This window comes from Candidatus Clostridium eludens (assembly GCF_045310515.1).
Classification (GTDB): domain Bacteria; phylum Bacillota; class Clostridia; order Clostridiales; family Clostridiaceae; genus Clostridium_B; species Clostridium_B eludens.
The window spans coordinates 17,514-30,146 of the sequence record NZ_JBJHZX010000030.1 but is presented as its reverse complement, the minus strand read 5'-3'; the positions used below and the strand labels follow the sequence as shown (position 1 = coordinate 30,146).

11 protein-coding genes and 1 riboswitch are annotated in these 12,633 nt (G+C 31.0%); of the genes, 3 read left to right on the top strand and 8 right to left on the bottom strand.

The window, feature by feature from the left end:
• Positions 1–27 precede the first annotated feature (27 nt).
• The 6 genes from metK to ACJDU8_RS17940 all read right to left on the bottom strand — a co-directional run bounded on the left by metK (position 28) and on the right by ACJDU8_RS17940 (position 5,983).
• Positions 28–1,236 carry a methionine adenosyltransferase gene (metK, locus tag ACJDU8_RS17965; protein ID WP_406793539.1) on the bottom strand — a complete coding sequence of 403 codons (1,209 nt, stop codon included), beginning with the start codon at positions 1,234–1,236 and terminating at the stop codon, positions 28–30.
• Between the two features lie 185 nt (positions 1,237–1,421).
• Positions 1,422–1,535: riboswitch (SAM riboswitch) on the bottom strand.
• 127 nt (positions 1,536–1,662) lie between these two features.
• Entirely contained in the window at positions 1,663–2,961 is a 1,299-nt protein-coding gene (locus ACJDU8_RS17960) for a glutamine synthetase family protein (RefSeq protein ID WP_406793538.1), read from the bottom strand.
• 109 nt (positions 2,962–3,070) lie between these two features.
• Positions 3,071–4,210: an APC family permease gene (locus ACJDU8_RS17955; protein ID WP_406793537.1), complete on the bottom strand. Its 1,140-nt coding sequence runs from the start codon at positions 4,208–4,210 to the stop codon at positions 3,071–3,073.
• On the bottom strand, positions 4,123–4,518 hold the full coding sequence (locus ACJDU8_RS17950; RefSeq protein WP_406793536.1) for an APC family permease: 396 nt from the start codon (positions 4,516–4,518) through the stop codon (positions 4,123–4,125). The genes ACJDU8_RS17955 and ACJDU8_RS17950 overlap by 88 nt, the downstream gene beginning before the upstream one ends.
• Before the next feature lie 70 nt (positions 4,519–4,588).
• The gene (locus tag ACJDU8_RS17945) at positions 4,589–5,200 is read right to left on the bottom strand and encodes a TetR/AcrR family transcriptional regulator (protein ID WP_406793535.1); all 612 of its coding nucleotides are present in this window, start codon (positions 5,198–5,200) and stop codon (positions 4,589–4,591) included.
• 66 nt (positions 5,201–5,266) lie between these two features.
• Positions 5,267–5,983 (bottom strand): type 1 glutamine amidotransferase, encoded by a 717-nt coding sequence (locus tag ACJDU8_RS17940; protein WP_406793534.1) that lies wholly within the window; start codon positions 5,981–5,983, stop codon positions 5,267–5,269.
• A 1,224-nt stretch (positions 5,984–7,207) separates the two neighbouring features.
• On the opposite strand from ACJDU8_RS17940, the gene ACJDU8_RS17935 reads away from it, so the two are divergent.
• Positions 7,208–7,969 carry a CAP domain-containing protein gene (locus tag ACJDU8_RS17935; RefSeq protein WP_406793533.1) on the top strand — a complete coding sequence of 254 codons (762 nt, stop codon included), beginning with the start codon at positions 7,208–7,210 and terminating at the stop codon, positions 7,967–7,969.
• A 108-nt stretch (positions 7,970–8,077) separates the two neighbouring features.
• On the opposite strand, the gene ACJDU8_RS17930 is transcribed toward ACJDU8_RS17935, so the two are convergent.
• Both ACJDU8_RS17930 and ACJDU8_RS17925 read right to left on the bottom strand, forming a co-directional pair.
• Positions 8,078–9,247: an ABC transporter permease subunit gene (locus ACJDU8_RS17930; RefSeq protein WP_406793532.1), complete on the bottom strand. Its 1,170-nt coding sequence runs from the start codon at positions 9,245–9,247 to the stop codon at positions 8,078–8,080.
• Positions 9,240–9,971: an ABC transporter ATP-binding protein gene (locus ACJDU8_RS17925; protein ID WP_406793531.1), complete on the bottom strand. Its 732-nt coding sequence runs from the start codon at positions 9,969–9,971 to the stop codon at positions 9,240–9,242. The genes ACJDU8_RS17930 and ACJDU8_RS17925 overlap by 8 nt, the downstream gene beginning before the upstream one ends.
• A 306-nt stretch (positions 9,972–10,277) precedes the next feature.
• Between ACJDU8_RS17925 and ACJDU8_RS17920 the strand changes: the two genes are divergently transcribed.
• Positions 10,278–10,409, top strand: a complete 132-nt coding sequence (locus ACJDU8_RS17920; protein WP_406793530.1) for a hypothetical protein — start codon at positions 10,278–10,280, stop codon at positions 10,407–10,409.
• Between the two features lie 15 nt (positions 10,410–10,424).
• The gene (locus ACJDU8_RS17915) at positions 10,425–12,548 is read left to right on the top strand and encodes a YcdB/YcdC domain-containing protein (protein ID WP_406793562.1); all 2,124 of its coding nucleotides are present in this window, start codon (positions 10,425–10,427) and stop codon (positions 12,546–12,548) included.
• Positions 12,549–12,633 lie beyond the last annotated feature (85 nt).

The window sequence follows — 12,633 nt, the reverse complement described above, 5'->3', positions numbered from 1 at the left end:
AGTTATTTTTAAAATCTCCACACATAATTAAAGACTGTTAACTAAGATTTTTTGACTTCGATAAATATTTTTTATTTCATCAACTTTATTAAGTCTTTCCCAAGGGGCATCTATATCATCTCTCCCAAAGTGTCCATATGCAGCAGTATTTTTATATATAGGTCTTTTTAAATCAAGATCCCTTATAATGGCCGCTGGCCTTAGATCAAATAGTTTATTTATAATTTCCACTATTTGGTCATCATTTACCACTTTACCTGTACCAAAAGTATCTACACTTATGGATACAGGTGCTGCCACACCTATAGCATAGGCTATTTCTATTTCAATTTTATCCGCTATACCAGCAGCTACTAAATTTTTTGCCACCCACCTTGCTGCATAAGCCCCTGATCTATCCACCTTAGTTGGATCTTTTCCTGAAAATGCCCCGCCGCCATGTCTTCCATATCCTCCATAGCTATCAACTATTATTTTTCTTCCTGTAAGACCAGAATCTGCCTCTGGCCCTCCTTTTACAAACCTGCCAGTAGGATTAACTAAATATTTTGTATCTGAATCCAGCAGCCATTTAGGTATTGCTGCTTTAACAACCTTATCGATTATGTCCTTTTCAATTCTATCATGACTTATATTATCCTTATGTTGAGAAGATACAAGTATAGTGTCTACCCTTATAGGTCTACCTCGTTCATACTCTACTGTAACTTGTGTCTTTCCATCAGGACCTAAATATGGAATTATACCATCCTTTCTTACTTCTGCAAGTTGTTTTGAAAGCTTGTGTGCCAACACTATGGGAAGAGGTAAATATTCCGGTGTTTCATTTGTTGCAAATCCAAATATTATTCCCTGATCCCCTGCTCCAATTGAGTCAATACTGTCTTTTTCACCACTCCTAGATTCTAATGAGTCATCCACGCCAAGTGCAATATCTGAGGATTGTTCATCTATAGATGTTATTATAGCGCACCTATCTGCATCAAACCCAAATCTTGAATTACTATATCCTATGTCACTTATGGTTTTCCTCACTATTTTAGGTATATCTATATGAGCTTTAGTTGATATTTCACCTACTAGAATTACAATCCCTGTATTTACAACTGTTTCGCAGGCAACTCTTCCATTGTTATCCTGCTCAATAATTGCATCTAATATTGCATCTGATATTTGATCACAAATTTTGTCTGGATGTCCTTCTGTAACAGATTCTGATGTAAATAATCTACTCATTTTATTACCTCCAATTCATTCTTTATAATTAAATACCGAGTCAATTCTATATATATTTCTTTTATCTGGTTGAATTTTCAACTTGACTAATATCTATATCTCATATCATAAATTTACCAATTTTTTATTAAGTCAAAATAAAAAACTTCCTGTGAAGAAACTTCAGGAAGTTTATATCCTCTCGTCTCTTATCTCTCAGGTTCTGCATAAATTACCTGCTGGAATTAGCACCATAGAATATAAATAATTCTGGTTGCCGGACATCATAGGGCCAGTCCCTCCGTCTCTCTTGATAAGAAATCTATATTTAATTAACTCATTTTTACTTATATACACTATATAACCTTTAAAATATTTTGTCAATATAAAATTTAAATACATTGAACTTTTTATAAAATATCGTATATATTTTTTAAGAAGCATAAATTAACTATATTCAAAATATCTATTAAACTCCCAATCTGTAACAGCTTCTTCATAAAGACGAACTTCATTTCTTCCAATTGATAAAAAAAGTTTTACAAATTCCTCCCCAAAATACTTTTTAGCTGCTTCACTTTTTTCAAGTTTACTTAAAGCTTGCTCTAAATTTTTAGGTAGAGGTCTTTCAGTAATTAAATATGCATCATCAGAAGCCTCTTCATGTAGATTAAGTTCATTTTCCAATCCATATAATCCTCCTGCAAGACTAGCTGCAATTACTAAATATGGATTTGCATCTGCAGATCCCACTCTTTGCTCCAATCTACTGCCTTTTCCATTACTAAGCAGTGAACGAACAGCTGCTGTTCTATTGTCATGTCCCCAGGATTCATTAACAGGTGCAAATGAATATTTACTGAATCTTTTATATGAATTAATGGATGGAGATGTAAATGCCATAAATTCACTTGAAGTATTCGTTAATCCTGCAAGATATTGATTTGCAATTTTTTTATTATGTTGAAACACATTCTTTTTAAACTCTAAATCCCATAGGCTCTGGTGAACATGAAATCCACTTCCAGATTCTTCAGTCCAGGGTTTTGCCATAAATGTTGCATAAAGACCATGCTTTCTTGCTACTTCCTTAACTATACTTTTTAGTATTACAGCCTTATCTGCAACATCTAAAGCATCACCATATTCAATTATTATTTCAACTTGTGCAGGTCCATATTCCATATGAGTAGCTTCAAGTTTTATACCAATGTCTTCTAGATTATTACGCATTTCTCCAAGAATATGTTCTAACTCTAATCCTTTACTTAGGGAATAGGAATGAATTCCTTGGTGCAACTTCTGTTTCTCATTATCAAGTAAATAAAACTCCAATTCTATCCCTATTAGAGGCCTGTACTCAAGCTGTTCATATCTAATAACAAGTTGTTTAAGTATTTCTCTAGGTGCACATTTAAAGATTTCCCCATTTTCTTCATAAATTTCACCAAATACAAAGGCACTGCCTTTTCTCCATGGGATCTCCCTAAATGTTGATAGTATGGGTTTTACTATTACGTCAGGGCATCCTGTATTAAAATCAGTAATTTCCACTCCTTCAAAAAGATTACCTTGTATATCCCATCCTAGAGAAGCTCTGCATACTCCAAAACCACTTTCATAATTTTTTAAAAAACTTTCCACAGGAATCATTTTTGCTCCTAATATTCCAAGGGTATCAGCATGTACCACTTCTACAGTACGTATAGCTTTTTCTTTAATTGTTTTTTTCAATTCCTCTATCAAATTTATCTACCTCCTTACTCAATATTATTTCTCCCCAAATACATATATTTAAGTATTTTCTATAAACAAAAAATCATTAACTTTTTCACTACTTATTCTTAAAAGTACATCATATTACACTTTTCTTTCTATCAACTTTAAACTGTTCATTAACATCTTTTACGTTAATCTCAATATCAGAAACCAAATTAGGATTTTTAGCCTTACATATAACAAACCAGATGGCACCAACGGTTAACCATACTAGAAACACAAATGGAAAAATACTATACGGATACGCCGGAAGTGGATATACGCTTCCTACAATAGGAATCAAAAGTATAACAAATGTTACTACAGAAATTGCTATATGCTTAGGCTTCAGTTCTTTTTCTTTATACAAATATACTGGTGCCGCTATTGTAACAAGTAAATAGTTAAAAAGAAAACCGAAGGTGGCAATTGTCCCCAGCCAACCATAAATATCAAATATTCCATTATGAAAGCATATTAAAATTATTGGAATTACCGCAGCAATTAGCGAAATTAACGCAATTGATATATGAGGTGTTTTATTATTCTTGTGAACATTTCCCATAGAAGAGTTTACTATGCCGTGTCTACCTATGGAAAATAACACTCTAGCACCTGCATTGGCACAAGCTAAAAAGCTGGCCCAAAAGCTAAATAAAGTTCCTAAAGAAATAATCACTCCAAAAAAACCAACTGAATTCAAATTTGCAAAAGTAGTAAGAGGTGCTGCTGCTTCGTTTAATTTAACGCTACTTCCAATATATCCGAGGACTTCTATGTATGCAAATATAACAAAGAAAATCCCTACTATAGACGAACTAACTAATACTGCCTTAGGAATTGTACGTAATGGCCTTTTTGCTTCTTCCCCAAGGGATGCTGCACTTTCAAAGCCAACATAACTAAAAAATGCAATTACAAGTCCTATCCTAATGCTTGCAGGTGAAACATCCTTAAGTGTTAATTGTTCCAAATCTATTTTCAAACCACTATGAATTACTACAATAATACCTAAAATAGATATAGATATTATTGAGATAGCCTCTAATACCAGAGTAAGTTTTGCTGACAATTTTATGTCTTTATATGCCACGTACCATGCAGTGACTGCACCAACTATACCTAATATAACAAGTGGAACATTAATCCCTAAATACTGAAGCAGCACATTGGGAAATTTATGAACCCACTTAAAACCGCACTTGTAGTAAGTCCATATGCCAACAAAAGTGCCCACCCTGATATAAAACCAACTGCAGGCCCAAGTCCGCTTACAATATATGTGTACAGAGACCCCGAGGATGCAGCTCTTGATGTAAACTGATTTAAATTTATAGCTACAAATAATATTGCTATAAGTGCAAAAGCATATGCAAGCCAGGTTCCATTACCTGCAGTGCCATAAACCAGAGGTATAACAAATGCTAAAGACGCAGTAGGTGCAATACTACCAATAGATTGGGCTAGAATTTCAACAAATGATAAATATTCTGATCTTAGCCCTACTTTATTTTCTTGTAAACTACTTTTTTCAATATTACTCATATCAATTCCTCCTCACGTTAATTTGATTAGTTTTAATATTTTTATATATGATGGAAAAGAGAGTGAATAATTACTCTCTTTTGTGACAAACTGTTTTTAAAGCACTTTTTAATGATTCAATTGTTAAATTCAGTTTATCTTCATTTGACAAAATTGTATTTTTAGAACAAAAAAATGCATTCATTCTCTTGCTGTGGTATTCTGAAACTAAGGAATATGCAAAAAGTGTAATATAATTATCAATTAAATAAGCTGCTATTTCATCTTTTATATTTTTATCTATGTCTCCACGCTTTTTGCTCTCTTTGACCATTTTAATAGTATAAATACTGGTAGCTTTTCTCAGTTTTTCAGATGACTTGGTTGCAAATCTTTTCATTGAGCTAGAACCTAAATCACAATAAATAGAAATATAATCAGGATAATCTTCAATCAATTTTTCAATTCCCTTTAATAAATTATAAACATCATCATATAGAAATTTTGAGTTTTCTATATTTGCCTTATAAACTTTCACTTCTAGTATATCTGTAATATAATCTAAAACTGAAAAAAATAATGATTCCTTATTTTTAAAATATTTATAAAGCGCCCCATTAGAAATGCCTGCCTCTTTGCATATATTGTTTATAGTTGCATGATAATATCCTTCTTCTGCAAATACACTAGCAGCTGCATTCAAAATATATCTCTGTTTTTCTCTAGATAACTGTTTAAAAGTTTTTAAAATAACTCTTTCCTCCTTTTTCTATTTTATTGAAAGCCATTTTAGTGAATTATCCATTAATTTCTTAAACAAACCATATGTACTCGGAAATACATCTGTTTGTTTTATTAAATCAACTTTTTTTGACATATATTCTTCTCCAAAACAAGCTTCATCATTAAAAGTTTTAAGTAATATTTTAATATTTTCTAATGTATATTCAGGATGAAATTGAAAACCAACAGATGGAAAATTATTGCTGACAAAAATCTGATGTTTTGCTGCTTCTGTAAAAGCTAAGGATGTACAATTCTCCGGAAGTTTATAGTGATCTGAATGACACATAAAAGATGTAAAATTTTCTTTAATGTCCTTCAATAACATATGCCTTTTTGCCTCCTTTCTAAGCTGCACCCTAAACCAACCTATTTCTTCCTTATGAGCTTTGTACACTATTCCCCCCAAAGCTTCCGCAATAATCTGACTTCCAAGACAAAAGCCTATTACTGGCTTATTATTATTTAATGCCCATTTAACATATTCAATTTCCCTATAAAGCCAAGAATCCTGTCCTTTATTCCACAAATGTTGTAAACCGCCATGGAGTATTACTAAATCAAAATCTTTAATTTCAGAGAATTTAGTATAATCATTTACAACTATTTTTTTAGTCTGATAATTTAAATTATCTTTTAGCCAATAATCTAAATTTGTAAGTTTGGGATGGGTATTATCATGTATAAATTCAGCTATTCTCATGAGTTTCTCCTAATTTTTAAAATTATTATTTCAGTTTTTAAGATAATTTTCAGATCTATTAGTACAGTAAGCTGTAAATTAAAAAAAGCCAAAATTATATTCTATAACTTTAGAACATAATTTTGGCCTCCAGTTTACTAGTCAACCTGAACAAATTATCCTATATTAGCTTATACTATTAAAATTTAATTTATGGGAATTAAACTTTTTATATATGATATTATACTAATATATCTTTGTCAATAACCAATTCAAATTTCTCCAATTCATAATATACACTATATGTATTAAATTACCCCTATATCTTATCGCAAAAATATATTAAAAATATTCTAAAATATAACTTTTTATTTAATATTGTAATTTATTTATGATTTTTATATGCTAATTATTTATTATAAATGCATTAAAAAATTCTTTAAATGATTTTTCAATTAGGATTTCCTCAATCAGTTGCAAGAATAATAGCTTAGGCTATTACAAGTCTTATATTTTAAATCATAATTTAGGTGATTATATGATATAATAGCTCTAAGAATTCAGACAAGAAAAAACTTAGTTTTCAATTAGGTTTTTAGCAATATTTTTTTATAAAGGGTGGTAAATCTGATCTCTAATTTTAGTCTCAGCAAATGCATTTCCATAATCGATTTCTACCATAGAAAACTGCTGGTTTCTGTACAAACTGCTCTGTTTGTTAACCTAACTATAAACATACTAAAGAATCGTCTTGACAAGAGGTAATGGAAACATCTGCGTCACGAGGGGCAAAGTATATTCTATAATTTGGGAATTTTCTTTACCCCTCGTGACACGTTCGCTGGTATTAGTCCAATAACCAGACAAAATACTTCTAATATCTAGCCACCTATATAAACTTGTCCCGATAATAATTCGTTTATGGTATTATTTACATATAGTTAATTTCACTTTTTTGTAATTGATAAATAAAAAAACACTATATAATATCACCTTACCAGAACTTTACATAACTAATATTTTGTCCATATTAAGGAAAAAATCACTGAATTTATGCACAATTTTATATTTATATGTAAAGCACACCTATTATGCCATAATTTTCTGATAATTTTTAAAAATGTTTTAAATTCATTCATGAAATTGAATCAATCTGTTCATATTTATTATTTATACTCTAAGATAAGTTTCTTAATATATGAGAAAACTTAATATAATTACGCAAAATTTTTAGGGGGGTTAAACATGAATAAAAAAATTAAGTCTATGATTGCAGCATTAATTATTGCAGGGGGTATACCGACTATTATGCCTACCATGGCAAAGGCAGCTGGAAACACATGTAATACTTCACTAGCTCAAGCTCAACAAACTTTATTAAAATACGCATTAAATAACTGCTCCAAGAGCGATTATTCTCAATTAAAAAACTGTACAATCATTATTTCACAAAATACTGCTAAGTGTAATGCTCCGACCACTGCTAAACCATCAACAAACAATAACCAAACTACAACAACCACTCAACCAAAAGGAAATAATGGACAAACTTCTAACACAACAAAACCATCAGGAACTACTGGAACTACCGGAAGTGCCGGACAAGCTTCTAACATAAGTGCAGAAGCAAGTGAAGTAATTCGATTAGTTAATGTAGAAAGAAGTAAAAATGGTCTATCTGCGCTTAAAGCTAACAATGAATTATCTAAAGTAGCAACCATAAAAGCTCAAGATATGATTGACAAAGGTTATTTCGACCACACCTCACCTACTTACGGTTCACCTTTTGACATGATGAAAAAATTCGGCATCAGCTATACAGCAGCAGGTGAAAATATTGCATACGGCCAGAAGAATGCTGCAGAAGTAATGAATTCCTGGATGAATTCCCCAGGTCATAGAGCAAATATATTGAATTCTAACTTTACAGAAATAGGAGTTGGAGTTGCTAAAGATAAAAACGGAACTCCGTATTGGGTTCAGATGTTTATAAATCCTGGAAAATAATTATAATTTATAATTAATGTAGATATTACTATCTAAAAAGCTGAGAATTAAACAATATAATTCTCAGCTTTTTGCACATCTAATGAAATATTCTAAAACAATTCGGCTCTAAGTTCTAAACACAACTTCTTCCTTAGAAAACATGAACTTTGCCAAAAACAAGGTGGCCACTACATATACAATATGCCAACTTATAACCACTGCAATATGAACTGGGTTAAATATTGACGCAATAGCTTCTTTCATAACCACCACTGCATTCACAATGGGAATATTAAAAAATAGGAAGCCTATATGTTTTGCGTCCATCATAAAAGGTATATAAGTTAAAATTATTATAGGAACTATAAATCCTCCCAGGTAAGTATTGGCTTCTTTCATGGAACGGGAAAATATACTTATGGATATTTCTATGGAACTAAGTGCTATTAACACAAATACAGATACTATTCCTATAACAGCAAAAGCGCCTATAGAAATACTAAATTTGCCTCCACCAGAAAATATGTAGAATATAGAACCTATCATAGAGGCCAATGTAACTATTAATGTAACAAAGGATACAGATGAAATTGCCATAAGTTTTCCCCAAAATATAGACATCCGTCCTACTGACGTTGATAAAAGCGGTTCAAAAGTTCCTCTTTCTTTTTCCCCTGCCACCAGATCAGCTGCTATTCCAAGAGTGGGACTTACCATAAAAATAATTAATATGGTGGGCAGTATACTTAAAATACCAGAAGCTATGGAGTTTCCATTCTGTCTGCTTAAAGTTTCTTCTTTTACTTCAAACGGCGTCAGTACCTCACTGTTAATTCCTTTTGTCCTTAATCTTGCATCTACAATGGATTTACTATAAGTATCAAAAACCTCCTTTATCATAGAAGCTGCCATGGAAGATTTATTTGAATCCTTATCATATATTATTTTTATATTAGTTTTGTTCTCATCTACAATTTTTAGCTGGAAATCTGCAGGCACCTCAATTATAAGCGATATTTTACCCTTTTTCAGCTTTTCATTTTTATCTCCGCCATTATCTATAGTTATATTCTTCATACCTTTTAACATTTCATAAATAGGGGAATTTTCATTTCCCACATATGCAAGTGTTACATTTTTCTGAATAGATTCCGTAGTATCTTTCATAGTAAAATCTATTATCTTAAACATTGCAGGATACATTATAATAGGCAGCAGTATAGTGAATATAAGAGTTTTTTTATCTCTAAATATATCCATAAGTTCCTTTTTTAAAATCACCCAAAAATTATTCATGGATATTACCTCCTATTAATTTCATAAATACTTCTTCTAAATCATTGTTTTCATATTTTCTTTTTAATTCTTCTACAGTCCCTTCCTCTACAAGTTTTCCTTTATGAATTATCACAACCCTATCACAAAGCTTTTCAACTTCTGCCATGGAATGGGATGACAAAAGAATTATCTTATTTTCACTTCTACATTTTAAAATAAATTCATGTATTACTCTCGCTGCCGAAACATCCAGTCCGGTACTTGGCTCATCAAACAACATTATTCTTGGAGAATGTATTATGGCTCTTGCTATGGACACCTTCTGCTTCATTCCTCTGGAAAATTTACCAGCTTTTCTGTCTATGTATTCTTCCATTTGTAAATTTCTTACAAGTTCGTCCATTTTTTTACCTATTTTTTCAAGGGGCATTCCATAGAGTTTACCAAAATATTCAATATTCTCTCGAGCTGACAATCTATCATAAAGACCAACCTCACCTCCAAATAAAATGCCTATTTCCCTCCTGGCTTTTGAAGGCTCTTTAATTACATCATGTCCATTTACCTCTATAGTCCCTTGGCTAGGTTTTAACATAGTTGAAATCATTCTTAAAGTTGTAGTCTTCCCTGCTCCATTTTCACCTAATAATCCTACTATTTCTCCCTCATTTACACGGAAAGATAATTTATCTACAGCTTTTATGTCTTTAAATTTTTTACTTACATTTTTCATTTCAAGCATTTATTTATCACCACCTTAAATTATAACTTCTAGCAACTTCGCTAAATGTCAATTTAGCGAAGTTAGCTCCGGCTCCTCACAGCTAATCTAAAAATAAATGATTCCAAGATTCAATCTATTATCACTTTACGGCAATCCCCTTCTTTTTATTTATACATTCTCTTCTCTATTTTACTAAAAAATGATAATTTAAGCAAAACAAGTATTATAATTGCAGTGAATATTACTACTATTTTCCTATATATGATATAATTATAAATATTATTCTATTTTAAGACAAAACTTCAATAAATAAGGGAGACCAATATGAAAAGTAAAAAAATTATAATTTTAACAGTAACAGCTGCTGTCATTGCATATTCAAAACCTGTATTTGCTCAAGCAGTAACAAACACTGACAATGCTTTGACAAACACTTCTGCAATAAGCACCACTTAATCTGCTGCCGCAGAAATTTCTAAAGATCAAGCCAAACAAATAGCAAAAGATGCTTTTAAAAATTATTTCGATATTAATCTGGATGACTCTACTTCTAATATTAGCATAAATTCAAATTTAGGTTATGATAGTGTACAAACAGGTACAAATTGTTGGGATGTAAATTTCAACATAGACAATGGAAATTCTCATTATGCTGGATTTGCATCAATTGATAAGACCACTGGTAAAATAATCAATTTATATAATTATGCTGATGATATGACAGATAGCAGTACTAAAGCTGTAGCTACTGTAACTGAAGATCAGGCCAAAGCTGCTGCAAAAGCTTTTATTTCGAAGATTGCTCCAGAAGAATTTAAAACTACTAAACTTATGGAAAATAAAAAAATTGAAAACCTAACAAATCAAGGTTTTAATTTTTCCTATGCTAGGTTAGATAATAATATTCCTGTATACGGAGATCATATTTCTGTAACCGTAGATGGATTTACCGGCAAAGTAACTTCTTATTCTATTCAATGGACTGATAACCTTAACTTGCCCTCTAAAGATGGTATTATTGACGAAAAAAAAGGAACAGATTTAGTTAGTGAAAACACTAAAATGAGTTTAACTTATATTCCTTCAATAGATGTCCTTAATCCCGAAATAGAAAAAGAAACCAAACTTGCTTATACTAACGAATCTGACACCTCAAATATAATTGATGCTAAAACAGGCGAAGTGCTGAATATAGATAAATTAACTGGAAGAAAAGTTAAATCTAAAGATATAACAGCTGTACAAAAAGAAGAAATTTATAAGAATTCTCAAAGTACACAAAATTTAAACAAAGCGGTAACCAGCGATGAAGCAGAAGAAATCGCAAAAGAAAAACTTAAATTACTTTATAATGAAGATTTTACTGTAAGCTCCCCAAGTTACGGGGAACGCTCCTCAGGAATTAATGGGAATAGAATTAAGACTTGGGATATTTCATTTATTGTAAAAAACTCAAGTGATATTAACAACAACGGAAATGTTTCCATAAATGCTTCAAATGGTGAAATTCTCGACATATATAGATATACTCAATTCCCAAGCAATGATGAACAACAATTTCAACCTAAACTAACTTCTGAACAAGCATACGATAAAGCTATACAAATCATCTCCCAGTTTTATCCTGAAAAGATTAAAGATATAAAAACAAAACAAAATATTATTAATTCATCTAATACGACTTCTAATTTAAACTTCAATTTTCAAAGACTTGTAAATGGAGTACCTTACAAATACGATGGTATAAACCTAGACTTTAGTACAAAAACAGGAGAATTACTTAATCTGAATTGTAACTGGGAAGATTCCGTTTCTATACCTGCATCTTCAAACACAATAAGTACGGATGATGCAAAGAAAATATTTCTTTTAAATAATATACCAGAGCTTATGTATATGCTAATTTATAAGGATAACAGCTCTCAAAATAATGAAAAAGAAGTAAACCTTGTTTACTCAACAAATAATCTATATTATAATGATTCTACTTACATTGATGCATTTACCGGTAAACTACTAGATTATTATGGACGAGAATTAGATGATAGTTTCAGTAATTTTCAAAATACAGTAAAGGGTTCTTCTGTAGAAAAGGAAGCTACTATATTAGCTTCTAATGGAATAATTGACACTAAAGATTTTAAATTAGACGGTAATATTACAAACCTACAATTTATAAAAATATTAACTAATATTAAAAATTTCAATTCCTATTATGGAAATAATGACAACACAGATTTAAAAATTTCCACTACAATAGCTAAAGATTCAGCTGATTATAAATATTTGCAGTTAGCTGTAAACGCTGGAATAATCGATAATTCAGGTGAATTTAAACCATCAGATTTAGTTACAAGAGAACAAGCTGCAATGTATTTAGTAAAATTATTACATTACGACAAAATTGGAAAACTAAAAGATGCCTTCAATTTCCAGCCAGCAGACAAGGATTCCATATCTACCGACTATGTAGGCTATGTGTCCCTTGCAAAAGCTCTAGGTCTTATTGATGTAGATTCAAATAATAATATTAGACCTAAGGACAACATAACCATGGAAGAAGTTGTAAAATGCATTTATAACACTATTCAATAACTTAATTTTAAGGACAGCGGCTTCCTCACCTCTCCTTAGTCTAAGTTTCGGATACATATATGCTAAAGCCGCCCTTAGATATATG

Coding starts and splice junctions, on each gene's coding strand:
- metK (WP_406793539.1), bottom strand. CDS start 1,236: ATGAGTAGATTATTTACATCAGAATCTGTTACAGAAGGACATCCAGAC.
- ACJDU8_RS17950 (WP_406793536.1), bottom strand. CDS start 4,518: ATGAGTAATATTGAAAAAAGTAGTTTACAAGAAAATAAAGTAGGGCTA.
- ACJDU8_RS17940 (WP_406793534.1), bottom strand. CDS start 5,983: ATGAGAATAGCTGAATTTATACATGATAATACCCATCCCAAACTTACA.
- ACJDU8_RS17935 (WP_406793533.1), top strand. CDS start 7,208: ATGAATAAAAAAATTAAGTCTATGATTGCAGCATTAATTATTGCAGGG.
- ACJDU8_RS17930 (WP_406793532.1), bottom strand. CDS start 9,247: ATGAATAATTTTTGGGTGATTTTAAAAAAGGAACTTATGGATATATTT.
- ACJDU8_RS17925 (WP_406793531.1), bottom strand. CDS start 9,971: ATGCTTGAAATGAAAAATGTAAGTAAAAAATTTAAAGACATAAAAGCT.
- ACJDU8_RS17920 (WP_406793530.1), top strand. CDS start 10,278: ATGAAAAGTAAAAAAATTATAATTTTAACAGTAACAGCTGCTGTCATT.